29 protein-coding genes and 3 pseudogenes are annotated in these 23,292 nt (G+C 57.2%); 21 read left to right on the top strand and 11 right to left on the bottom strand.

Annotated features, from left to right (window positions below; all coding sequences use genetic code 11):
* Positions 1–5: 5 nt before the first annotated feature.
* The 18 genes from PG899_RS15420 (at position 6) to PG899_RS15335 (ending at position 8,019) form a co-directional block, all read left to right on the top strand.
* On the top strand, positions 6–341 hold the full coding sequence (locus tag PG899_RS15420) for a hypothetical protein (RefSeq protein ID WP_025202118.1): 336 nt from the start codon (positions 6–8) through the stop codon (positions 339–341).
* A 48-nt stretch (positions 342–389) separates the two neighbouring features.
* Complete coding sequence (locus PG899_RS15415; RefSeq protein ID WP_043852259.1) at positions 390–839, top strand: hypothetical protein; 450 nt, start codon at positions 390–392, stop codon at positions 837–839.
* 83 nt (positions 840–922) lie between these two features.
* Positions 923–1,270, top strand: coding sequence for a YkvA family protein (locus PG899_RS15410; protein WP_043852260.1), 348 nt, complete (start codon positions 923–925; stop codon positions 1,268–1,270).
* Between the two features lie 19 nt (positions 1,271–1,289).
* Entirely contained in the window at positions 1,290–1,715 is a 426-nt protein-coding gene (locus PG899_RS15405) for a DUF2787 domain-containing protein (protein ID WP_043852261.1), read from the top strand.
* Between the two features lie 9 nt (positions 1,716–1,724).
* Positions 1,725–2,153, top strand: coding sequence for a hypothetical protein (locus tag PG899_RS15400; RefSeq protein ID WP_058395398.1), 429 nt, complete (start codon positions 1,725–1,727; stop codon positions 2,151–2,153).
* Entirely contained in the window at positions 2,128–2,403 is a 276-nt protein-coding gene (locus tag PG899_RS15395) for a hypothetical protein (RefSeq protein WP_042048606.1), read from the top strand. The genes PG899_RS15400 and PG899_RS15395 overlap by 26 nt, the downstream gene beginning before the upstream one ends.
* A 124-nt stretch (positions 2,404–2,527) precedes the next feature.
* Entirely contained in the window at positions 2,528–3,025 is a 498-nt protein-coding gene (gene radC / locus PG899_RS15390) for a RadC family protein (RefSeq protein WP_024945022.1), read from the top strand.
* Complete coding sequence (locus PG899_RS15385; RefSeq protein ID WP_024945023.1) at positions 3,022–3,213, top strand: hypothetical protein; 192 nt, start codon at positions 3,022–3,024, stop codon at positions 3,211–3,213. Before radC ends, PG899_RS15385 begins: the two co-directional genes overlap by 4 nt.
* A 24-nt stretch (positions 3,214–3,237) precedes the next feature.
* On the top strand, positions 3,238–3,576 hold the full coding sequence (locus PG899_RS15380; protein WP_024945024.1) for a hypothetical protein: 339 nt from the start codon (positions 3,238–3,240) through the stop codon (positions 3,574–3,576).
* 116 nt (positions 3,577–3,692) lie between these two features.
* Positions 3,693–4,199, top strand: coding sequence for a hypothetical protein (locus PG899_RS15375; protein ID WP_024945025.1), 507 nt, complete (start codon positions 3,693–3,695; stop codon positions 4,197–4,199).
* A complete protein-coding gene (locus tag PG899_RS15370) occupies positions 4,199–4,414 on the top strand; it encodes a hypothetical protein (RefSeq protein ID WP_043851135.1) in 216 nt (71 codons plus the stop codon). The genes PG899_RS15375 and PG899_RS15370 overlap by 1 nt, the downstream gene beginning before the upstream one ends.
* Positions 4,411–4,773: a hypothetical protein gene (locus tag PG899_RS15365; protein WP_024945026.1), complete on the top strand. Its 363-nt coding sequence runs from the start codon at positions 4,411–4,413 to the stop codon at positions 4,771–4,773. The genes PG899_RS15370 and PG899_RS15365 overlap by 4 nt, the downstream gene beginning before the upstream one ends.
* Positions 4,774–4,852: 79 nt before the next feature.
* Positions 4,853–5,395 carry a hypothetical protein gene (locus PG899_RS15360; protein ID WP_024945027.1) on the top strand — a complete coding sequence of 181 codons (543 nt, stop codon included), beginning with the start codon at positions 4,853–4,855 and terminating at the stop codon, positions 5,393–5,395.
* Between the two features lies 1 nt (position 5,396).
* Positions 5,397–5,738, top strand: a complete 342-nt coding sequence (locus tag PG899_RS15355; RefSeq protein WP_024945028.1) for a hypothetical protein — start codon at positions 5,397–5,399, stop codon at positions 5,736–5,738.
* 30 nt (positions 5,739–5,768) lie between these two features.
* A complete protein-coding gene (locus tag PG899_RS15350; protein WP_024945029.1) occupies positions 5,769–6,065 on the top strand; it encodes a hypothetical protein in 297 nt (98 codons plus the stop codon).
* An 89-nt stretch (positions 6,066–6,154) separates the two neighbouring features.
* The gene (locus PG899_RS15345; protein ID WP_021137999.1) at positions 6,155–6,469 is read left to right on the top strand and encodes a hypothetical protein; all 315 of its coding nucleotides are present in this window, start codon (positions 6,155–6,157) and stop codon (positions 6,467–6,469) included.
* Positions 6,470–6,471: 2 nt separating this feature from the next.
* Complete coding sequence (locus tag PG899_RS15340; RefSeq protein ID WP_024945030.1) at positions 6,472–6,876, top strand: type IV toxin-antitoxin system YeeU family antitoxin; 405 nt, start codon at positions 6,472–6,474, stop codon at positions 6,874–6,876.
* Between the two features lie 204 nt (positions 6,877–7,080).
* Positions 7,081–8,019, top strand: coding sequence for a restriction endonuclease (locus PG899_RS15335; RefSeq protein ID WP_171269279.1), 939 nt, complete (start codon positions 7,081–7,083; stop codon positions 8,017–8,019).
* A gap of 18 nt (positions 8,020–8,037) precedes the next feature.
* On the opposite strand, the gene PG899_RS15330 is transcribed toward PG899_RS15335, so the two are convergent.
* The 8 genes from PG899_RS15330 to PG899_RS15295 all read right to left on the bottom strand — a co-directional run bounded on the left by PG899_RS15330 (position 8,038) and on the right by PG899_RS15295 (position 18,640).
* Positions 8,038–8,751: a M48 family metallopeptidase gene (locus PG899_RS15330; RefSeq protein WP_005331303.1), complete on the bottom strand. Its 714-nt coding sequence runs from the start codon at positions 8,749–8,751 to the stop codon at positions 8,038–8,040.
* Positions 8,751–11,882, bottom strand: coding sequence for a type I restriction endonuclease subunit R (locus PG899_RS15325; RefSeq protein ID WP_270697466.1), 3,132 nt, complete (start codon positions 11,880–11,882; stop codon positions 8,751–8,753). Before PG899_RS15325 ends, PG899_RS15330 begins: the two co-directional genes overlap by 1 nt.
* Before the next feature lie 74 nt (positions 11,883–11,956).
* On the bottom strand, positions 11,957–13,021 hold the full coding sequence (darG, locus tag PG899_RS15320; RefSeq protein WP_270697465.1) for a type II toxin-antitoxin system antitoxin DNA ADP-ribosyl glycohydrolase DarG: 1,065 nt from the start codon (positions 13,019–13,021) through the stop codon (positions 11,957–11,959).
* Entirely contained in the window at positions 13,018–13,671 is a 654-nt protein-coding gene (gene darT, locus PG899_RS15315; protein ID WP_270697464.1) for a type II toxin-antitoxin system toxin DNA ADP-ribosyl transferase DarT, read from the bottom strand. Before darT ends, darG begins: the two co-directional genes overlap by 4 nt.
* A gap of 276 nt (positions 13,672–13,947) precedes the next feature.
* Positions 13,948–15,225: a restriction endonuclease subunit S gene (locus PG899_RS15310; protein WP_113995996.1), complete on the bottom strand. Its 1,278-nt coding sequence runs from the start codon at positions 15,223–15,225 to the stop codon at positions 13,948–13,950.
* A complete protein-coding gene (locus PG899_RS15305) occupies positions 15,225–17,672 on the bottom strand; it encodes a type I restriction-modification system subunit M (RefSeq protein ID WP_113995997.1) in 2,448 nt (815 codons plus the stop codon). Before PG899_RS15305 ends, PG899_RS15310 begins: the two co-directional genes overlap by 1 nt.
* Positions 17,673–17,858: 186 nt before the next feature.
* Positions 17,859–18,305: a hypothetical protein gene (locus PG899_RS15300; protein ID WP_043852095.1), complete on the bottom strand. Its 447-nt coding sequence runs from the start codon at positions 18,303–18,305 to the stop codon at positions 17,859–17,861.
* A 146-nt stretch (positions 18,306–18,451) separates the two neighbouring features.
* Positions 18,452–18,640 carry a DUF3283 family protein gene (locus PG899_RS15295; protein WP_021138010.1) on the bottom strand — a complete coding sequence of 63 codons (189 nt, stop codon included), beginning with the start codon at positions 18,638–18,640 and terminating at the stop codon, positions 18,452–18,454.
* A 116-nt stretch (positions 18,641–18,756) separates the two neighbouring features.
* Here PG899_RS15295 and umuD point away from each other — a divergent pair, with 116 nt between their 5' ends.
* The 3 genes and pseudogenes from umuD to PG899_RS24290 all read left to right on the top strand — a co-directional run bounded on the left by umuD (position 18,757) and on the right by PG899_RS24290 (position 20,186).
* Positions 18,757–19,200, top strand: a complete 444-nt coding sequence (umuD, locus tag PG899_RS15290; protein WP_024945037.1) for a translesion error-prone DNA polymerase V autoproteolytic subunit — start codon at positions 18,757–18,759, stop codon at positions 19,198–19,200.
* Positions 19,181–19,909 (top strand): annotated as a pseudogene (locus PG899_RS15285) (Y-family DNA polymerase); the annotation flags it as partial. The gene umuD and the pseudogene PG899_RS15285, both read left to right, overlap by 20 nt.
* A 34-nt stretch (positions 19,910–19,943) precedes the next feature.
* Positions 19,944–20,186, top strand: a complete 243-nt coding sequence (locus PG899_RS24290) for a hypothetical protein (protein WP_231557019.1) — start codon at positions 19,944–19,946, stop codon at positions 20,184–20,186.
* Between the two features lie 115 nt (positions 20,187–20,301).
* Here PG899_RS24290 and PG899_RS15280 read toward each other — a convergent pair whose 3' ends face one another.
* The 3 genes and pseudogenes from PG899_RS15280 to PG899_RS15270 form a co-directional block, all read right to left on the bottom strand.
* Positions 20,302–21,777, bottom strand: a complete 1,476-nt coding sequence (locus PG899_RS15280) for a HAMP domain-containing methyl-accepting chemotaxis protein (RefSeq protein ID WP_024945039.1) — start codon at positions 21,775–21,777, stop codon at positions 20,302–20,304.
* A 513-nt stretch (positions 21,778–22,290) separates the two neighbouring features.
* Positions 22,291–22,542: pseudogene (locus PG899_RS15275) on the bottom strand (Tn3 family transposase); the annotation flags it as partial.
* Positions 22,543–22,911, bottom strand: a pseudogene (locus PG899_RS15270) (recombinase family protein); the annotation flags it as partial.
* Positions 22,912–23,292 lie beyond the last annotated feature (381 nt).

The raw sequence follows: 23,292 nt of genomic DNA, 5'->3' as shown, positions 1-23,292 counted from the left end.
AAAACATGGAAAGACTGACTTATGAAGATCTGGGTACTGACAAGCTGACCTCACTGATCCGTGCACGAAAATCTTTCGAAGTCGTGGGGCTATCGGGGCGAATGAGCGCCGCTGTGACAAAACTTGAAAACAGCATCGAACCTGCTGGGCTGAAATGCCGGGTCTATACCAAGGGTCGGATCGCCGCAGCAGGGGCCAGCGTCTTTGGCGGTATTACCGGTCTAGCCGGGATCGCATCTGCCGTCACTATCGCGGCACATAATCTCGCCACTTACAATCCAGACTATGAAATCGTTAAGCACTTGGTGGATAACTCACTCAGCGTGCTTTACAAAAAATAACCACGTTAATGGCTCATCTAAATCCTTGAGCCTTTAGGAGTCACAGGGATGAAAAAACTCTTCATTACCTCAACAGCACTGCTGCTGTGCGGCAACGCCTTTGCGTATGGCGAGGCCGGACGCTGGAGCAGTGGCTGGGGTCAGGGCACCAGCGAATACACGGCGGTGGTCAACGAGCAAAACAACCTCTATATCGCCTGTAATGACACCCGCAAGGTCAGCATGACGGCTACCGTGCAGGGCAAGGAGTACGGCTCTTATGCTGGGCAGGCTTTCACCATCATCGTCGATGGCAGCCAATACGATGCGCCCTATGAGACCGAGTCCCGTGTCGGTGAGAACAATTTCTTCGACATGTGGGGCAAGCTGCGCAAGGCCAAGTCGATCAGCATTTTAACGGCTGACGGCAAGCAACTGGCACTGCCAACCAAAGAGGTCGCATCTGTACTGCCCGCCACTAATACCCCTGAGTTTGACTGCTTGATGTGGGACCAATAGCTCACATCCATTCCCATCCAAGAGGAGGCATTTGCCTCCTCTTTTCATTTCTGCCATTCACCCACCTGTGAAGGAGACACACTATGCCCCCCTGCATTCCCCCTGAATGCGAGCCGTTCGATCACCCAGGCTTTTGGCACAAACTCTGGGCCTTTGCCAAACGTGCCGGTCGGCCCTTTATCGAGACCTGCTTGCTGCTCTACTACACCAGCCAGAAGGATGACTTACCGCTCTGGGCCAAACTGCTGATCTACAGTGCGCTGGCCTACTTTATCTCACCGATCGATGCGATCCCGGACGTGTTGCCGATGGGGCTCACCGATGACATCGCGGTGCTAAGTGCGGCACTCGCCAGTATTACCGCCTTTATTGATGAACAGATCCGTGCCCGTGTTGCCAAAAAAATGCGCGAGCTGTTCGGCCAAGATTAACCCCCACAAGGAGTACACCATGACCATTCCCTTTTTCCGGGACGGCTTTGCCATGCCCGTTGCACAAGCATTGCTGGTTCAGCTTAACCAGGAAGTCGCTAAAACCGAGCTCAATCTTGAGCGCTTAACCCAACTGACCTTCAACTTTCGCAATCCCGGCTACAGCGCCGAGCAAGGCGGCGTGCACCCGGTCGAGATCCGCCTGATCCGCGGGCTCGATGGCTGGCTGTTCGATTACGTCACCGACTTCAGCTACCAAGGGCTCGCCCAGGATGCCGAGCTCTGCAAAGAGCTCGATTTCAACTTCCTCGATGGGGAACACACCATGTTGGGCTGGGGACCACTGCGACTGGCCGAAGCGCGGGAGCTGTTCGATATCTGGCAGAGCAACTTCATTGCCTGCTGCCGGTTGGAGTGTTTCAGCGTCACGGTCGCAGGAGATTAGGAGGACACGATGAGCCAAGAATTAGCGCTCTCCCACTACTCACGTCAATGGTTGGGACAAGTTGCCGCCAACGCCAAGATAACCCCTACCCGCAGTAGTCAGCGCTGGCTGCTGCACCTGACACCGGATAGCCCACCAGCCCGCACAGTCACCTTGCAAGTGCGTTGGTCTGGCGTGCAGTGGCAACTGCTCTCCCTCACCAATGCCGAGGACTGGCACACCATGAGCCAGCCCGTGGATGAAATCTGTGTGGACCCTAAGCGTCGCTGTTTCTGGCGCAGCCAGGCAGGAGCCGTCCCACTCTCTGAGCAGCCCCGCGTGCTGGGAAGCTTTATGAGTGACCTGCAGCGTGCCTGCATCCATCACGGCTATCGTGTGGAGAGTGACCCCTTACCCCAAGAGGAGGCACAAGATGCCAAAACAACCGGTAGCCGTTGAACTTGAAGCCATCAATCGTAATGGCGAGACGCAAGTGGTTCGGGGCAGCGCCCTGCCCGTGCACGGCTACGGCGTTTACTTGCGAGCGGTAGAAGCCAGTGGATTGGCGCTGGCTACCTGGATAGCTGACTACGACACTATCGGCCAAGCCTATGAGCTGGCGGAACGGCTGAGCGTTGCGCTCGCTATGCCGCTCACCCTGCAGGTCCCCGGATTGCTGATGCCGGTGAAGCGTGCCCCTACAGCCTGAGCAGGAGCAGAAGCCGCCACCAAGACCAACTGAACTACCCTCAAAGTGAACCAACAACCGCTCTACCTTTAACCCCGACATGCTTCATGCGTGCCGGGGTTTTGTTTATTTGGAGAATTCCACTATGCGTTATCACAAGCTGAAAGCCGGGGAATGCCCCGGCACTTATGTCGTCACTGAACCCGTGACCGAACAAGACCTGCTGCGTATCGCCAACCAGATTGCCCGTAAGCGCTTGGCCAAAGGCACCGCCATTACCAGCACCACCGAGGCCGCCGAGCGGCTGCAAACCCTGCTACAGGACCGGGAGCATGAAGTGTTTGGTGCACTGTTCCTTGACTCCCAACACCGCGTACTGGCTTTTGAGGAACTGTTTCGCGGCACCTTGGACAGCGCCAGCATCTACCCACGGGAAGTAGTCAAGCGGGCCCTGATACTCAACTGCGGGGCCATCATCGCAGTGCACAATCACCCAAGCGGTGACCCTGAACCCAGCCAATCTGACCGGGTCTTTACCCAAGCCCTCAAGGAGGCCTTGGCGCTGGTCGATGTGCGATTGCTCGACCATCTGGTGGTCGGTGCCGAGGGCGTGGTCTCGCTGGCCGAAAGAGGTCAGCTATGACTCTAACCCTAGGTAAGTCACACCTCACCACCCTCGACATCCTCCTCGAGCTGCGCGGCTGGCTTGCAGACAACGTCGAGATGCAGGCCGAGCCTGCCATCGTGGCTCACCTGCCTAACGGCTATCAGCTCACCCAGAGCGATTGTGTCGAGGCCATTGATGCACTGCTCCATCAGCTACGCCCTTAACCGAGCCAAGAAGGGATAAACACCATGCGATTACCCAATCCCTATTCCCTTGAGGAAACCCTCGAGAAGCTACGCCATAGGCTAGCAGCCGCCTGCAACGAGGATGCGCTGACATTGCTGGAGAAGGCCGTCACCAAGGCACATGATGACGAGGCCTATGCCAAGCATTTTGAAGAGACCTTGCTGCAGGGATCCACCATCGAGATCCGCGAGTGTCTCAGCTGCTTTGGTGACTACTTTGAGCGATCCCGAGACACGCCGCCCTATTACCCGCATCACGATGCCGTCAACGGCATTGATGGTGCACTCTACGCCATCCTGTTCGATGCGGCTCTCCCCAGCACAGAGCAGGCGCACGAATAACGCCAGCATTCCCAAACCCGGATCATTAGGTCCAACACCAAGATCCGGATATTCCGATCCCCCCAACAAGGCCACCTCACTACAGGTGGCCTTTTGCATTTCAAGGAGTCATCCCCATGTCTGCTTTCATGATCGATCGCAAGGACTACCTTGCCTTTGCCGTTCAGTTACACCGTTTTTGCAATGCCCCCATGCCACCGCACTACACCCTTGAGCTGCTGCGCTCCCTCTGGTGGAACTCGCCAATGGATGTCACCAGTACCTGGACGTGGCGGGTAGACCGGCTGGTACGGTTGATGATGCTCGCCAACCGGCGGGCAGTCTGGCATCGCTATCAGTTAGGACGCCAGCAAGAGCAGAAGGAACCACGCCAGCACTGCTCGACCAAGCTGGGACAGATTAAACCTGCCCACAGTTACCACCAGGCACCACTCACCGATAGCGAGCTGGTTGCCCTCTACAAATTCACCTGCTGCGCCCTGTACCAATCGAGTGAATGGAGCGGGAGCCCTGAGCAGGCACCTCGGCTTGTGAAGGTACTACAGCAGTTACAGCAAGCGCTGGCGCAAGACGTGCTGACTCGACTGTCACTGTGGGAGCAAGCCACTTGGGGAGAGATGTGATGAACCTTTCCATCACTCTGACAGTGACAAGCTCACCACCGAGCTCAACGGCCCATATAGCCCAGCGTATCGCCGATGACATGGCACACCTGCATCATCGTCTGGGTGATGGGGTCAGTGATGAACTGGGAATCAGCATCAGTTACCTGGTCGAACAGTTTGCGCTGCTGGCAGCGGCCTACCGTTCACCTGCTGAAAGGGAGAATCACCCATGATTGAATTTACCGACAGCTTTAGCCAGGCCGCCGTGGCAGAGGCCATGTGTGCCCATCCAGGGCTTGCCAAGCTCATCAGTCAGCAGTTGATGCTGCCGGGCTTTGCCTATGCCCACGATGTGGAGGGGCGACGTATTGGCGGGCCACTGGTTGCGCCCAACCCGGTGCTGCACAAAACCTCGCTCTTTGTCAGTCCCCGCGATATGCGCGAGTACCTGCCGCGAGAGATTAACTTCGCCCGCTTTCGCTGCGCCTGTAATGCAGTGGGTCAGCCGGTCGGCGAGTGGCAACGGGTAATTGTCGGGGCCTACGTCAACCATGGTAGTAATGACAAGCCGGATTGGAGTAGTCACACCTGAGCCACGGCCACCAGCACACACAAGACCTCTCACAGCCCCTCACGCCGAGGGGCTGTTTGCATTTGAAGGAAACCCCACCATGCACGACCTACGTGATTACAAGACTCTGTCCGCTCGGCAGATCACCACTGCCATCGGTCAGCTCAACCACAACACCGCGCCGAAGATAATGACCCATCTGGCATTACGGGCCAGGCAGCCGCAACCGCTCGGTAATGGCCGTAGCAGAGCCAAGGCCCTCAAGCTGCTGCGCCGGGTCAAGAAGGCTCACCAAGCGGGGCGTATCCAGTTTGAGCTCACCGTGACGGGTTGCCGCATCGACCGGGGGAGCCATCAGGCTGACCGCTATTACTACGACCGCACGCTATTGGCTCAAGGTTGGCAGCAATACGACACCGAGGAAGACGCCTGGTACTTTGGCATCTGGATTAACACCGAGAAGCTGGAGACCTTTACTTACGCCGAGGGGGATACCAGTCATGTAATTGCGCCGAACGTCGAGGCGTTTCGTGCCGAACTGGCGCGGCTCTACCAATACCACCCGCAAGCCCCGGCGTTTATCAGCATCGACCCGGAAGCGGGCGTTGTGACCCACCACTTTGAACGCAAGCCGGAGGTGTGAAATGGCGAAAAACATCACCATCAAGGTGCCCGGCAAACATCCGCAAACCGGCGAGATCACCACCTTCGAGCTCAAGGGTCAGCGCATCGATATCGGCATCGGCGGACAGGCAGTGCCCTTCCTCATTCACGGGAGGGGAATAGGAACGTCCCTCACCCACATCCCGAGTGGCTACCGCATTGCGCTGCTCGGCGGTTGGCTCACTGCTCGTTACGCCATACCTGAAAATAAACCCAGCAGAACGGCCTGCGCCCAGATGGCCATAGACCGACTGGTAGCCCAGTACGGTTCGCTGCATCTGCTGGACCGTCTTAATTGCAAGCCGGTTATCAATCAGCTGTAACCCACAGCCCAGACAACAAGGAGCGATGTAATGACCAACACCATCCCTGCAACACCTGACTCACTGGCAGGCCATTCGGTAATGCAGATGCTGGATGTCGCCATGAGTTCCATCATCGGCGATTACGATGACGCTGACCTGGTACCAGAATGGCAATGGGTCAAGCGTATGGCCTCCCATGAACATGTCGGCGTGAAGGATGACTCCGCCTATGAGTTCACCCTGAACCTGGCCATGGAGCTCGATGCCATCCCGCCAGCACTGCAACCCTTGCTCACTGCTGCCCAGCAGGCCGGTGTGAACTACATCCTGTTTTACAACGGCTAGCCACCGCGACCATCTCATCGCTCATCAACAAACAACATAAAGGGCCAGCCCTCACAGGCTGGCCCCTTGCATCATTGGAGTCACCGAACATGACCCGTCTTATCACCGGACTCGAGGTGCATCGCTATGCCCCCGAGCTCAACAAACTGCACCTGCGAAACCGTCAGACACTACCCGCTCCCGGCATCACCACCATCAAGCAAGCCAAAGCCCGCCTGTTTGCTCGTTGGCAACCTGGGCATCAGGTGACCATCACCGTGAGCCATCCCGACTACATCAATCTTTCTCGGCTCTACCGGGGGCGGCTGACAAACCTGACCGAACTCCCTGAGCACCTGACCAGACTACGCCAGCGCCACAACGTGCCCGGCACCTGCATCGACATTCAACTGAGGTATCGCTAATCATGACCACGACAACCACCCACACCAACAACCAACACCCCGTAGCGCCAGACCACCCCACTCGGATTTTTGCACAGTGGGGTTTGCCCCATACCGTGACGCCACGCTTTGGCGCTCGTCTGATACAGAGTCGCTACCGGCTCGATTTTCTATCCGATCGGGCCAGTCTGATCGGTGAATGGAGTGAGACGCAGATAGCCAAGCTCGACCTGGCTTTCCCGGAGATCATCAAGGCTCTGGAAGCCAAGCTGATAACCGGCGAGCTGGATGCTCAACGTCAGCACTGCATCACTATCCAGCACGGCGGCTTTACCTGCGAAGCCGACACCCTCGGAAGCCATGGCTATGTCTATATCTGTATTTACCCTGCGGCGAGCATGGACGCCAATCCTGACCGCAAGGCGTGACCACACATCCGCTTGTGGTAACATTTTTAAACCTACTCGTCCGTGATAAGTGGGTGGGTCTTGGGGAAGGCCAATTCATGGCCTTCCCTTTTTTTGGTGACGCTGTTTTTTTTGAGGTTGCTCCCAGTGACTTCGATACCAACTGGCCCCAAGCAGGTCGCTGTGACAAGATAAGCCCCTGTTTTATCTCGATCTGGTTGCCCGATGAAAGAAACCCTGCCCAGCTATGAAGCCATGATGCCTGCCGTGCTCAAGGTATTGGCCGATGGTGTCGCCCGCTCTCTACGTGAGGTATTCGAGCGGGTTTGCCAGCACTACGCCTTTACTCCGGAGCAGTTGGCTGACACCTTGCCCAGTGGTCGCCAAACCACGCTGCGCAGCCGGGTTGGCTGGGCCAAGACCTATCTGGTCAAGGCAGGACTCATCGAGCAACCCAAGCGGGGCATTTGCCTTATCACCGAACGGGGTAAGGCGGCGCTAGTCTCGGGACATACTATCGACAACCGCTATCTGGCCCAATTCAACGAGTTCGTGGCGTTTACCCTGGCCTCCAGTGAGAGCGCAGGCAATACGCAACAAGCCATAGCGATCCCGACAGACACGCCAACACCAGAGCAGGCCAGCACCCCTCAAGAGCAGATTGAGCAGGCACTATCTGCCATCAATCGCTCCCTTGCCGATGACCTGCTTGCCGAGATCTTGGGCCTTTCCCCTCGTTTCTTTGAACAGCTGGTGGTCGATCTGATGGTGGCCATGGGCTATGGCGGCAGCCAGCAGGATGCCGCCCGCACCACCCGTTACCAAAGCGATGGCGGCATCGATGGCATCATCAAGGAAGACCGGTTGGGGCTCGACTCCATCTACCTGCAGGCAAAGCGCTACACCGACAAAACCGTGGGGCGTCCCGAGATCCAGTCCTTCGCGGGGGCGCTGGATCTGCACAAGGCCCGCAAGGGGGTCTTTATCACCACCTCCAGCTTTAGCCGTGAGGCGCAGGAGTATGTCGGACTGATTGAGAAGCGCATCGTGCTGATCGACGGTGCCCGTCTTGCCGCCCTGATGATCGAATACGGCGTCGGCGTCACTACCCGCCAGACCCTCACCATTAAAACCCTGGATTCAGATTACTTTTTGGAAGAATAAATCGTGGCTAAACCAGCCCTAATACCCCCACCGATTAAATGCCAGCGGCATCTTGTTGAGCTTCTCGCGATGCTCGCGCCAGTTGGGCAGATGGGTATCCATCAGTGTGATAAATCGCTGGTTATGTTTGCGCTCTAACAGGTGAACCAGCTCGTGCACCACAATAAATTCCAGGCATTCGGGGGGCTTCTTGACTAATTCGAGGTTGATCCAGATGCGGGATGTATCTGTTTTGCAGCTCCCCCACATGGTCTTCATCCGTTTGATACCGACAAACGAAGGGGTGACGTTGAGCAAGGCCTGCCACTTGGCCATCAATATCGGCAGCCGCTGGCGTAGCAATTGGCGATACCAGCCCAGTAGCAAGGCTTCTCGCTTCGCGGCGTCATAATGAGCGGGAACCCGCATCCGGATCCACCCCCCTTGTAGCTTGACGCTGTGCGCTCCCTCAACCGGGATCACCTCCAATCGATAGCCCCGTCCCCAAAGGTAGTGCGTCTCGCCGCTGCACATCTGGCGCTCGCTCTGACGTGGCTGCGCCTGAAAGTGGGCCTGTTGCTGCCGGATCCACGGCAAGCGTCTGACCACGGCCATTCTGATGGCCGTCTGTGACAGCGACGCCGGGGCCGAGACGCGCACGCGACCATCAGGGGGCAGCACATTGATGTGCAGGTTCTTGATCCCCTTATGCTGCAACTCCAGCGTGAGCTCACCAATGGTGATCAGGGGCATCAGTGGTACTCCTGCTGCGCTTTCACCAGCTCCATCACCTCGGCAACGGTCACATCGTATCCCTTGGTTTCTTCGGCAATGGCAAACGCGATCTCCCGCTCCTTGAAGCGATCGCCATACCAATCGGCCTTCTTGGTATAACGCACGGCGGTATCAATCCTGGCCACCAGCAGCTCATCCTTGCCCAGATTGTCATAGAGTGCCCGTTTGGCTGCCGTGTCTATGCTCTCTGGGTAGGCGCTCTGGCTATGGCTCTGTGGATATTTCACCTGCTTGGCCAGCTCGCGGACCTTTTCCAGATACTCCTGATAGGAGATGGCCTGCTGGCGGCGCAGATCGATCAGCTCATCGAGCAGCACCGACATCCTCTCGTAGTATTTGGGGTTGACCGGGTTCTCATCGACGATGGTCCGGCGCACGTTGTTTTCAATCGCCTCGGCCATCGCCTCCTGATTTTTTCGCATCTCCTTGGGGAGCCCTTCCAGCGCCTCCGGGCCGCGCTGGATGATAAGCTCCAACAGTCCCAGCTCCTCGAAGTCCATCAACGTCTCGCTGGGGTCGGCATCCACCCACAGATCCAGCATTTGGCGCATGCCCGGCTCGAACTGCTTCATATCCACCAGATCACCACTGGCCAGCTTGATCTCATCCCGGACCTTGGCGAAGTGTTCGACCTCCTGCTTGATCGAGGCGGCCTGCGAGGCGCTGTAACCCGCCTCCTCCAGCTCACCCGCCAGATTGGTAAAGGCGCGGATCAACTTGGCCACCAACTGATAGAGGGTCAGCCGCAATGCCTCTTTCTCGCTCAACGTCTCTTCATCGGCTCCCGGCTCACAACAGAAATAATGCTGATAATCGAGTTGCGACTTGGGCGCCTTCACCGGCTCACACAAGGCACGGACGGCTTCCAGAGCGTTATCCAGATCCTCTTTGGCCTGGGCCAGTCGATCCTTGAGCAGCCCGGCCACATCCTCCTTGTCATAACCCGCGAAGGCCTCGGCCGTATAGTCGTTGACCGTCTTCTCCAGCGACTTGAACAGGTCTTTGTAATCGATGATGTAGCCGTACTCCTTGTCGTCACCATCCAGCCGATTCACCCGACAGATGGCTTGGAACAGGTTGTGATCAGCCATCTTCTTGTCGATATAGAGGTAGGTGGCAGAGGGGGCATCAAAACCGGTCAGCAGCTTATCCACGACAATGAGCAACCGCATCTGGCCCGGCTCTTTGATAAAACGCTGCTTGACCAGTTTTTCAAACTCTTCGACCCGCTTAGCCGCCTCATCCTCCGGCTGCTCGAAATAGTCGGCCAGCATCTTGCGATAGATGTTGTACTTGGCCAGCTTCTCCGTCAGCCCCTCGCCCGTCTCCTCGCCCTTGATCTCGCTGGCATTGGGTTGGTAACTGGTGACGATGGCGCACTTGCCAGCAAAACCGGCCTGGCTGAACATCTCGTAACTTTTGCAGGCTTGATAGACGCTGGCGCAGACCAGCATGGCATTGCCACGACCATCGGCCAGCCGGGGCTTGCGCTCGAAGTCGAGCAGAATATCGGCCACTATCTGCTCCAGCCGCGAACGACTGGAGAGCAGCTTCTGCATTGAGGCCCACTTCTGTTTAAGCTGCTGCTTGCCCAGCCGCGAGAGATCCTTGGTCTTGGTATCGAACCACTCATCCACTTTTTTCTGGGATTTGACCCGCTGATCGATATCCCGCGCCTCGTAGCGCAGATCCAGCACCACGCCATCACTCACCGCCTCGTTGAACTTGTAGGTGTGAATGTAGGGGCCAAAGACCTCGATGGACTTTTTTTTGTCCTGCTTCATCAGCGGTGTGCCGGTAAAACCGATAAACAGCGCCTCTGGCAACAGGCTCTTCATAGCCCCATGCAGCTTGCCGGACTGAGTTCGGTGGCACTCATCGACAAACACAAACAGCTGCCCCTTGGGGCTGAAGTCCGAGGGCAAACTGCGGCGCATATCAGCAATAAAATCATCCGAGCTGCCATCATCTTCGTCATCCGACTCGCCTTCTGGCGTGCGACCGAACTTGTGTACCAGCGAGCAGATAAGCCAAGGGTTATGGGCATGCAGACGGGTCACCAGATCGGCACCGCTTTTGGTGCGCAGGATCTCCTCCTCCACCCCACTGAATACCTTCTCGATCTGCTCATCGAGTTCGGTACGGTCGGTGATGATGAGCACCCGACTGTCGGTCACATTTTCGCGGATCCACTTGGCCAACCAGACCATGGTCAGGCTCTTGCCGCTGCCTTGGGTGTGCCAGATGATGCCGCCATCCCGGCGGCGGATATAGGCCTTGGCGGCACGGATGCCGAAATACTGGTTATGACGGCAGGTCTTCTTGGTGCCCGCATCAAACACGATAAAGTCGTGGATCAGCTCCAGAAAGCGCGCCTTACTGCACAACTGCGCCAGATGCTGGTCCAGCAGATTGGCACCCGGCTGCTCGACATGGTCGGAATGAATTGGATCGGCTGGCTCTTTCCACTCCAGATAGTATTTCTCGTGGGTTTCGATAGTGCCGTAGCGCACGCCCTGGGTGTCGTTGCCCGCCATCACCAGCTGCATGGTGGTGAAGAAGTTACGGATAAAATCCTTCTTCTGGTTATCCAGGTTCTGGTGGATACCTTCAGAGACAGAGACGGTGGAGCGCTTGAGTTCAATGACGCCAAGGGCAATGCCGTTGACATAGAGCACCAGATCCGGCCGCTTCTTATGCTCGCCTTTGACCGTCACCTCTTCGGCGATGGCAAAGTCGTTGGCCTGCGGATTAGCCCAGTCGATCAGCCAGACAGTCTGGTTCTGCTCGCCTGCGCCCACTTTTTCCTTCACGCCATAACGCAGCAGGCGATAGACCTCCTTGTTGGCGTCATAGAGGATGCGCCCTTCGCCCAGGCTCGCTGCCCGATCCAGTTGCCTTAGCACTTTCGGGATAAGCGCCGCGTCCACTCCTCGCCCCACCAGCCAAGCGGTCAGCAGTTCCGGCTCGACATTGCGGTTGTTCTCCCGTGTATGCCAATCCCCCAGGTAGCGATAGCCCAGCTCCGCTTGAAATAACTTGATCACGCGGTTCTGGGTTGCCCGCTCCCGTTGGCCAACTGAAATCATGCTCTCTATCCCTGTTATTCTCTCAAGCCGATGCGACAACCTCGCAGCCACTCTTATTTGTTACACCCACTTCGTTACACCAATCCCTGCTGCAAACGGGTCAAGGCGATCTGCAGACTGCGATCATCAAACAGCCGCGCCTTGCGCTCACCCCACGGGGTTCCCGCTGGCCAGCGATGCAACCCCTCTCGCAGCGCGCTCAGCGTCGGCGCACAGCCCTCTTCGGCGATCAACCAATCGACCGTGGCCAATAACTCCATGCCATAGGGCGACTCAAAACCATCGATTAACGCGGTCGTCTGCTCCAGTATCGGTAAAAATGCTTTGGCCTCGGTCTGGAGATAAACGGCAAGCTCTTGTTTTTTGGCCTCATTAAACCAGATGACATCAAACGGCTTGCTATCCGGAATGCGCTTGTCGGACTGCAGATAACTGCCGTCCATCGCATTGAGCAGATGAGTCAGATTGTTGGCATAAGGGCCATAACGATGGGCCTTAAACTGCAACTGCAGCGGATCCCCCAGCGAGTTGCGGCCAATGACCCGCGCCAGAAACCAGGCCAGCTTCTGGATCTCCAGCAAGCTGCACTCCATCCCTAAAAACCAGTAGCGACGCACCAGTTCAGCAATCAGGGCCCGAGCCGGAGTCAGCTCCACCACCCCGCCGCGCTTGGCCACATTTTGGTATTGGCGACTGGGCTCATAGAGCAGGATATCGATATCCAGATCGCCCAGTGCCGTTTCAATCGCCTGTTTGACCTCTGGCCAAGGCAGACCACCGTTGCCAGCCCCCAGTGGTGGAATGGCAATCGAAGAGACCTGCTGCGCCTGTAACCAGGCCCGCAGATCCTGCAAACCATCCTGGATCCACGCCATCTGTGCCGGATTGCGCCAGTGCTGTTTGGTCGGGAAATTCACGATCCAGCGCGGCCCTAACAGCTCACCCGTCTGGGTAATAAACATCTTGCCGGTGACGACGTCACCCAGCTTGCACGCCTCGGCATAGGCGCGCATATTGGCCGGGAACCGCTCTTTGAACATCAAGGCGATCCCCTTGCCCATGACACCGACGGTGTTAACGGTATTCACCAGCGCTTCCACCGGAGCATCCAGCAGATTGCCTGTTGTATATCGAATCATCTGAAATACCACCCATCACGGACATAGACGGGGCGCGCGACCCCGACCCGATTCATGCACTGTTCCACGCGGTTCTTTATCTCTTCGTTGTAACACACCACGCCCAGCAACGCCTCGATGGGGCAATGTTGATGGATCAAGGCCTCGGCCTGATAGCGTTCCAGTTTGCTCAAATCTTCCGCATCACGCTTGAAGTCACGGCGCTGCAACAGTGGCCAGTCAATCCGCCCCAGATCGCCAAGATCGACATAGAAATTGGCCCACTGGTAATAGGCATGGCTATCGGTAAACACAAACGGTAGCCCCAATTCAGCCATGCGATGCAGGCTGGAAACCAGGATCAGGATTTCATCATTTTCACGCCGGGGAACACCGCGCCCCGAGTGAATATTGCTGAGCATGGGAGAAAACGGCGTGAAGTAGAAGGGCACATAGTCATTCAACACGCCGTAAGGCACCAGCGGCACCGGATGGCGCGCGCGCTTGGCAATCAGCTCCGGCAACCCGATATGCACCCAGTGCGGGTTTTGCTGCTGACCATTCCCCGCCCACAGGCCATGGGTCAGGATCCATTCCAGGTTATCCCGATGCACGATCCGGAATATCAGCGCCTTCTGCGGATTCAGGCTCTGGCTATAGTCATAGGCCATGGGTGGCTAGCTCCTGCGATACCCAACGCTTGATAAACACGCCAACGATGACCCCACTCGCTTTTCGTATGCGGGTGGCCGCTGTGCACGCCATCAAGCAACTCACAATAAAAGTTTCTCTTTCTTTTCAGATAGATAAACATCTATCGCGCCAATTAACAACCGCCCCAGTCACGCAACAGTCAAGCAACGGTCAAGCAAATCCGGCCTGGGTGGCTCGGTGGCCAGGCTCGCGGCAGAGGCGGTCATCCGGTTGGGCTGCACTTATGCCCCCGTCTATGCCCCCGCCGCCAGCGGCAGGCGAATTTTGCCGGTCAGCAGTTGCTGCATCATGCCTTGCTTCAGGGCGCGGGCCTTCTCCAGCTTCTGAGTCAACGCCTGCAGCTCGTTATCCATATCGGATAAAATAGTGGCAATGGCGGTTTGTTCTTCTATTTCAGGAAGAACTACTTTAAACGCAGCTAAAGGAGAACGAACTATTTGAGGCTGACCGGAACCAGTGATACAGACCGTAAGGTCTTGGTTCGAAAGCATGTAATAGGTAAAGTTCTTATCCAATTTTTTGTTTTTATCAACATCAACAACCATCGCATTACCTGTAATCCAAGATTTAGCTACAGTGTAATTAACTGTTCCGCAGGTTGAACCGCGACACGTCACTATTACTTGAGGTGCTTCATGATTATATTTCTCATAAAACCCAATTAATCCATTAGCTCCGTATACCGGATAACCTGATTCTTTTAGTTCACTTCCAGAAATTGTTACTGGCTGATATAAACTACAAATATCCCCTAGTGGAATAACCTCCCAATCCTCCGGAATATCTCCCAGTTCGCTGGGCTTGTAGCCTTTTTTAGTACCATCGGGGCGCAGGGCGAAGGCGGGCAGGCGGGTGCGGCCGGTCAGCAGTTGCTGCATGGTGCCGCTCTTGATGGCCTGCTTCTTGGCGATCAGCTGCTCCAGCGCATCGATTAGCGCATCGCTATCCGACAGCACATTGGCAATGATTTTCTGCTCTATTTCTAACGTTGGCTTACGAATGATTATACGTTCTAGCTGTGACGAACTGATATTAGGCTGTGCACCTTGTTCCAGCATATTACTCAATGCGCTCTTGTACAAATCGGATCCAACAACATGTTGAATGTATTTCATATCTGCATTGCCATAAAGAACAAACTTACCAACGCGCTGGTTTAAATAGGCGACCTCATTTTTATTGTAGACACCAACTTTTCCAGTAGTAGCACCAGACATGGCAATCAGAGCATCACCATCATGTACTTCAAATTGCTTTGGGATTTTTTCGCCAACCGCATAATAAACAACTTCATTTACATCCAAGAATCCAGACTGAATGTTACTTATTCGTAAAATAGGAACGCCTGTTTTTTTAAATTTTTCACTCTTGAAGGCAAAGCCACCCTGTACTTTACATATCCCGCCTAAAGGAATTGCCTCCCAGTCCTCCAGAATAGCCCCCACTTCGGTCTGCTGATAGCCTGCCGGGATCGCCTTGCCTGCTGCCTCTTGCATCATCTGCTCTGCCATTATGCCCACTCCAGCCCCATGCTCTTAAGATGCGCGGCCACCTTGGCCTCCAGAGCGGCGACCTGCTGGGTCAGTTGCGGCAGGGTGGCGCTGTAGCGCTCCTCCAACTCCTTGACGCGGTTAGCCAGCTGCTGGGTGATGCGCTCAATCTCCGCCTCGATGGCGGCTTGCAAGCTGGCGCGCCACTTATCCTCCACCAGCAGTTGCTTGATCTCACTCTCTGTCAGCTTGGGGTAACGGGCAACCACGGCCCGATCCAGCGCCTCTTGCGCTTCTTTTACCGCCTTTTTAGCCTGACTTTCGGCTTCGAACCGCTTGATGGCGGTTTTTAGCGCCGCCTTTTCCTCGGCATCGCTGGCCTGCTTGAGCCGCGCCTTGAGGCTGGCGGCGTTGATCTTGCCCGCGTCGTTGGCGGCGTCACTCAGCAGCCCCTCCTCGCCGCCCTGCTCTTCCAGATAGCTTTCCAAGGATTGGCTTGCCTCATCCGCGGTGGCCTGCAGGGCATCAATAGCGGCCTGCTCATTGCTAAAGAAACGGGCCACCAGCAGCGCCGGTGGCAGCAGCTCGGCCTTGTATTTGGCGCGGCCAAGCACCAGATCCGGCGTCTCTTTAAGCTTTTCGCCCTTGTCGACTTTAAGCTCGCGCAGCACCTTGCCCGCCGCCCAGCCATCCTGGCAGAGCACATACACATCGTCCTGCATCACGGCATGCCAGTAGTCCAGCAGCAGTTGGTAGATATCGTAGTTATCCAGCAGCGGCAGCGGCGCATAGGCGGCGAGCAGCGATTCGCTGATCTCCTCGATCAAGGCCTTGGGCGATTCGCCCGGCTTTATCTCCGGCAGATGGCACTCGGTAAACCAGCGTGAGAAGGGTTCGAGTGAAGCAGATGCAAAACGGACAAATTCGGGGTGCGCCAGTATGGTGCCCTTGACCTTGGCGGCCTCCACCAGACCATGGCTATAGCCAGCATGGGCCGGAGCAAACAGATCGGCCCGCAGGGTCGGGAACACCTGCCAGTAAGCGCCCAGGGCATCGATATCCCGATTGGGAATGCCGCCTTTAAGGTGGGCGGCCAGATCGTGCAGATCTTCGGCCTCGCTGGCATCGATATAGCGCGGAATATTCAGGTTGTAGTCGTTGGCGGCGATCTCCGACAGCGGCACGGCGCGGCTGTAACGGGGGATCATCTGCTCGCGGGTAAAGGTATCGACGATCTTGTGGATGTCCTGCTCGCGCAGCCGGTTCTTGTTGCCATCTTTGATAAAGCCTTTGCTGGCATCGATCATAAACAGGCTCTGGCTGGTATAGCCGTTGGCCTGGATGGCGCGCTGAGGGGCCGTCTCTTTGTCGATGACGATGATGCAGGCCGGAATACCGGTGCCGTAGAAGAGGTTGGCAGGCAGGCCGATAATGCCCTTGATAAAGCCTTGTTTGAGCAGATTCTCGCGGATGCGCGCCTCGGCATTGCCACGAAACAGCACGCCGTGAGGCAGGATCACCGCCCCCTTGCCGCGGCTGTTGAGGCTCTTGATGATGTGCAGCAAGAAGGCGTAATCGCCATTTTTCTCCGGCGGTACGCCCCAGACAAAGCGGCCAAACTCATCGTGCTCGGCATCCAGGCCGCTGGTCCAGTTCTTGTTGGAAAAGGGCGGGTTGGCGACGGCAAAGTCGAAGCACTTGAGCTGGTTGTTGCCCTCCTTCCACTGGGGCGCGGCCAGGGTATTGCCCTTCCAGATCTTGGCGGTCGGGTTGTCGTGCAGGATCATGTTCATGCGCGCCAGGGCGCTGGTGGCGTTATCCATCTCCTGACCGTAGATGGTGAGCCCCTTGGGGCCCGCCTCGTCACTGGCCTTGAGCAGCAGAGAGCCGGAGCCGCAGGTGGGGTCGTAGACGGTGGCATCTTGCGGCGTCTGGCGACTGATGCCGATCACCTTGGCCAGAATGCGCGACACCTCGGCCGGGGTATAGAACTGCCCCTTGGACTTGCCTGATTCGGTGGCGAAGTGGCGCATCAGGTATTCGTAGGCATCACCTAGCAGATCATCTCCCTCGGTGCGGTTGGCGGAGAGATCCAGCCCCTCGAAGATGCCAATCAGCTTGGTCAGGCGGTCGATCATCTCCTTGCCCTTGCCCAGCTTGTCCTCATCGTTGAAGTCGGCGATGTCGATCACGCCCTTGAGATCATTGGCTCCGGCCAGCGCCGAGATGGTGAGGTTGATCGCCTCGCCGATATTCTTGTCGCCCTTGAGCGCCACCATATCCTCGAAGCTCGCCCCTTGCGGCACCTCAATCATGGCGTAGGGATTGCCCTTGGCCTTGTCGGAAACGTACTTCACAAACAGCAGGGTCAGCACATAGTCCTTGTACTGGGAGGCGTCCATGCCGCCGCGCAGTTCATCGCAACTGGCCCACAGGGAGGAGTAGAGTTCGTTTTTCTTGATAGCCATGGAAAGGGTTCCAATAAGAGTCAGTTTGCGCCAAGGGCGCATGGAAAACGAAAAGAGGCGATTGTTTGCACCCATACGGGTGAGCACGCCAGAGATTGCCAACGAGTTTACCCACTTGACCCTGTGGCAACCATGGTGGATATCACATCAGTGACGGATAGGCAGATCGTTTGCTGCAAAACGCCATCATTTGCCTTCCAGCAAGGCCGGCGGTGTGCTCTCGCCACGGCATTTGAGTTGCCCCAGCGCGTTGGTTCGACAGACGGTGCCATCAGATGCACGCAACTGACCAAGTGCATCTTCACGCCATGTCACCCGTTCACCGGTTTTGGCATTGCTGCCGCGAATATTGCCCAGCGCGTCTTGCCGATAGGTAGTGCCATCGCTCCTCTTAAGATTGCCGAGCGCGTCCTTACGCCAGGTCGTTCCGGTTCCCGAGTCTTTGATGTTGCCAAGCGCATCCTCACGTAAGGTGCCCTGCTTGCCATCGTCACATTGATAGCGGGTATGGCCCAATGCATCTTTTCGATAGGTGCAGTCGGCTGCAAACACGACTTGCGGCGTTAGGCTCAGCAGCAGTGCGGCCAGCGACCACTGGCGTGTCGCTAACCAAAAGCCGGGTTGGTGACTCATTGCATCTCTCCTCTGACGTGAACTCGATTGACTATACCGGGCCAGCCGCTCAGCCTCGATACTGAGGTTTTTAACATGTCGTGTTTTCAGGCGGATGCGTGATGGCAAGACGTCCACTGAGGCGCGTTCAGTCCAGCTTGAGATAATTAACCTCGTTTGTATTTACCCACTTGCTCAAGAAAGTAGCTGCCCAGCTCACCCTTATGCTGGCTTGCTTCGCTTTCTGCGCTGGCCAAGTGACCGTTGCGCTCTTTCCATACGGCATATGCGGCAGCCTTCTCGACCTCGACCCGTTCTTGCTGCTCTTTCGGTAGGGCACACAGATTGTGACTCATACTGATCTCTTTGTTATTTGTTGGCGCCATGGTACGCCATCAGTGGCATGCGGGACTTGCGCTGGTTCAAAGGTGGCGCGCTATAATGCCTGTATATAAACACAGGCGTTATTACCATGAAGCTGTTAACCCCAGACCCATCACCCGCCGAGGTGACCATCCCGCTGTTCTTGCACCGCGCCTCTTGTGGCTTTCCCAGCCCAGCCAGCGACTATCTGGAAGGGAAGTTGGACCTCAACACCCACTGCGTGCCGCACCCTGCAGCAACCTTCTATCTGCGTGCCGAGGGGGAGAGCATGACCGGGGTCGGCATCTTTCCCGGTGACTTGCTGGTGGTCGATAAGAGCCTCACCCCTCGCCATGGTGATGTGGTGATTGCACTACTCGATGGCGGCTTCACGGTAAAGACCTTGCAGCTCAAGCCGAGGTTGCGGCTGCTGCCAGCCAATCCGGCGTTCGCGCCTATCGACCCTTGTATGAGTCTCTCCCTGGAGTTGTTCGGAGTGGTCACCCATGTGATTGGCAATCTGAGGCAGCGTGATGGCTATAGCGCTCGTTGATGTAAACAACTTCTACGCCAGCTGTGAGCGGCTGTTTCGCCCTGAGCTGCGTGGCCGCCCGATCGTGGTGCTCTCCAACAATGATGGATGCGTGGTGTCGCGCAGCCCCAAGGCCAAGGCGATGGGCATCAAGATGGCCGGGCCCTACTTCAAGATCCGCGAGCAGTTCGAGGCGCATGGCGGTGTGGCGTTCAGCTCCAACTACGCGCTCTATGGCGATATGTCTGGCCGAGTGATGAGCACGTTAGAGACCATGGCCCCCGAGCTGGAGGTCTACTCCATCGATGAAGCATTCCTGTCACTGTCGGAGTCGTTTGCCGGGAACCTGACAGCCTATGGGCAACAGATCCGGCAGCGAGTGTGGCAGTGGACCGGCCTAACGGTAGGGGTTGGGATCGGCCCCACCAAGACCCTCGCCAAGCTGGCCAACTATGCAGCCAAGAAGTGGCCTGCCACGGGCGGCGTTGTGGACTTGCGTGACGAGCTGCGCCGTGCCCGGCTGATGGCTATCACCCCGGTGAATGAGGTGTGGGGCATAGGACGGCGCTTGGGCGCTAAGTTGGTGGCACAAGGCATCAACACCGTGGCTGACCTGGTGGCTAGCGATGCCAAAGGGTTACGCGCCCAATACGGCGTGGTGGTCGAGCGGATCGTACAGGAGCTGCGTGGCCTGCCTTGCGCAGAGCTGACCGTTGAACCGGCTGCTGAAGCGGTTACGCGAACACAAGGACGAATTATTGCTGGTGCTGAAGCGGCCGGAGGTGCCGTTGCACACCAATGGTAGCGAGCGGGACATCCGGGGTCATGTGAAGAAGCGAAAGGTGAGCGGAAGCACCCGCAGCGAGGAAGGGAGACGTTGCCGGGATACATTTATGAGTCTGAAAAATACCTGCAGAAAGTTGGGTATGTCGTTCTGGAAATATCTGCAGGAGAGGATAAATGGTGGTCCATTTGTGCCGCTAGCTGAACTGATCAACCAGCGGTAAAAGGAGCCCATCGCCACGACTTAATGAGAAGTTACTTGATTATTTTGTATCTATTTGATTTCATTGGGTTTCCCGCCGCCGAATGGCGGCAGGAACTGGATACAGCACACCACGCTTACAACTGGAACTGGGCAACCCGTCCCTGCAGCTGTTCGGCTAACTGGCTCAGGGAGAGGCAGGCGGAGGCCGTCTGCTCGGCGCCACTGGCCACCTCGTTGGCCGCCTCATGGATCACCGCTATGTTGCGGTTCAGATCCTCGGTCACCGAGTTCTGCTCCTCGGTGGCGGTGGCAATCTGGGTGTTCATGTCCGAGATCAGCGCCACCGATTCGGTGACCTTGTGGATTATGGAGCCCACATCCGAGGTACTGTTCACCGTGGTGTCCATCAACTGACGGCTATGATCCATATTCTCCACCGTCTCGCGGGCCCGGCTCTGCAGCAGATCTATGATGCGGTTGATCTCGCTGGTAGAGTCCTGGGTTCGCTTGGCCAGGGTGCGCACCTCGTCGGCCACCACGGCAAAACCCCGACCATGCTCACCGGCCCGTGCCGCCTCGATGGCGGCATTGAGCGCCAGCAGGTTGGTCTGATCGGCGATGGAGCGGATCACCTCCAGCGCCACACCGATGCTCTGGCTATCCTGCTGCAGATGATCCACCACCTGCCCGGCCTGCTCCAGCTTCTGCGCCACCACACCGGTATCCTTGATGGCCAACTGCACGGCATGCAACCCCGCCGAGGAGTCCCCCGCCGCCGTACTGGCCGAGTTGGCCGCCTCGTTGCAGTTGCGCGACACCTCCTGCACCGTGGATTGCAACTCGTTGATGGCGGCGGCAAACTGATCGATCTCTTGGAGCTGCTGGGCAACCCCCTGAGAGGATTGGGTAGCGATGGCATTGACCTCCTCCACCGACGTTCCCAATTGGTGAACGGCAGCGGCCACATCGGCAATCAGGGTCCGCAGATTGGTGTGCATGCTGCCAAAGGCCGAGGCCAGCTGGCCCAGTTCGTCGCGAGCAAAGCAGCGCGGATCCAGCGTGCCGCTCAAATCGCCTCTGGAGAGCCGATTGGCCTGCTCCACCAGGTGCGCCAGCGGCTTTCTGATCTGGCCGGAGAGCCAGTAGGCCAGCCCAAACACCAGCAACACCGCCGCCAGTAGCGAACCGACGATCCAGCGCTTGGCCTGTTTATTGGCACGGTTAAACTGGGCCTCCATGGCACTAGCCTGCTGCTGGTTCAGGTCCATCAGCTTGCCAACCAGGGAGGTAAGCCCATAGTAGAGCGCAACGGATGCCACCGACTTCTGGGCCGCCACCTCGGTCTGCCCTTCTCGCTTCAGGCTCATGATCTCCTGGTGCAGGGGCAGATAAGCCTGCCACTTGTTGCGCAACTCCTCGAACAGCGTCCGCTGCTCCGGGGTGCGCAAATCACTCTCATAATCCGCCAGGCTCTGCTGCACCCGGGTCACCGTCTCGGCCACCAACTGCTCCTCCTGAGGTAGATTGGCCCCATTGCCCAGCAACATGAAGCGCAGCTCCAAGCGCCGGACATCATCCAGGTTTTGCTTGAGTGCCGCACTATCGAGCATTTCCGGTATGATTTGGGTACTGATGATATGAAACTTCTCTTCGGCACCGCTTAGGAAGGATGTGAACTAGAACACTAGGCAAACCGCTGGCCATCCCCGGCCCCGGCCCGGCGGCGAACCTCCCAGGCGAAACACCAGCCCCCCGGCGCTCAATGTCGCACCAAGGCATTGAGGGGTGACCGGCGACTCCCGCACCAGGCAAACCGCTGGCCATCCCCGGCACCGGCCCGGCGGCGAACCCCCCAGGCGAAACACCAGGCCCCCGGCGCTCGATGTCGCACCACGACATTGAGGGGTGACCGGCGACTCCCGCACCAGGCAAACCGCTGGCCATCCCCGGCACCGGCCCGGCGGCGAACCTTCCAGGCTAAAAGAACAAGGGTGGGGAAACACGGAACCGCTTGCTCAGTGCTTCAATGTGTTGCTTAATTCAGCTTCTTCCCGTCTGCGGCGTTCAAGAGCTTGCTGACATTCGATTTAGGGGAGCCCGCAGAATTCGGAAAAAATCGTACGCTAAGGTTTTCCGGGCATCCGTAAGGGCCGAAACTTCCCGTCTTCCAGTCTGCGGCTCTGCCGCCAGACGTAATCGCCGGTTAGGTTGATGTGCTCCCAGCCCAGAGGCGACAGGAATTGCAGCAGCTCGCCGTCCACCGGCTTGCCGGCCTCGACCAACCCCTGGGTGGCGCGCTCCAGGTACACCGTGTTCCACAGCACGATAGCCGCCGTCACCAGGTTGAGGCCGCTGGCCCGGTAGCGCTGCTGCTCACGGATCAGCGCACGCTCGAACTCGGCGAAGGCCCCCATCACCGACAGCATCAGGTTGGCCATCGGCGAGTCCTCGCCGGTGAATACCAGCCCCTCCTTCAAGAACTCGATGCGTACGCCGCGCTGGGTCAGCTTCTGTACAAGGCGGCGCAGGTCGTCGAGGTTGCGGGCCAGACGATCCATGCTGTGCACCACCACGGTGTCGCCCTCGCGGACGAAGCTCAGTAGCGCTTCGAGCTGGGGGCGCTGGGTGTCCTTGCCCGAGGCTTTGTCGGTGAACACCTTGCTCACCTGGGTCTGTTCCAGCTGGCGTTCCGGGTTCTGGTCGAAGCTGCTGACCCGGACGTAGCCGATGCGGTGCCCCTGCACGATGTCTCCTTGGTTGAAGGCGGCTTAAGTGCTCCTTCTGTTCCGTTGTGCCTCAAACCCCGTTTCTGTCAGGCTGAAATCTATGACCTTCGCGGGCATGTGTCAAAAAATGCGAAAGATGACTCTATTCTGACGAAGCGGCGCGGCCTTGCCTGACATCCAGTTAGGGTATAACCTAGATTTACATGCGCAATGCAACCCTTAACTTGCTGCACCTATCGTGTCCATGCTAGCTTTATCGTAACGCTAAAGAAATTGGGCTTAATGCCGAACACAATAAAATAAAACAGCCAACTCTTGAGGCTCTTATGCGCCAGAATTTACCAGTGACGGGTCGAAACTTAGAACTCCCAAAAGATGCCAATATTCTTTCGACTACCT

Origin of the sequence: Aeromonas sp. QDB39 (genome assembly GCF_027707585.1) — a bacterium.
Classification (GTDB): domain Bacteria; phylum Pseudomonadota; class Gammaproteobacteria; order Enterobacterales; family Aeromonadaceae; genus Aeromonas; species Aeromonas hydrophila.
The sequence above is the reverse complement of the archived record's forward strand: the minus strand, read 5'-3'. Positions and strand labels throughout refer to the sequence as shown.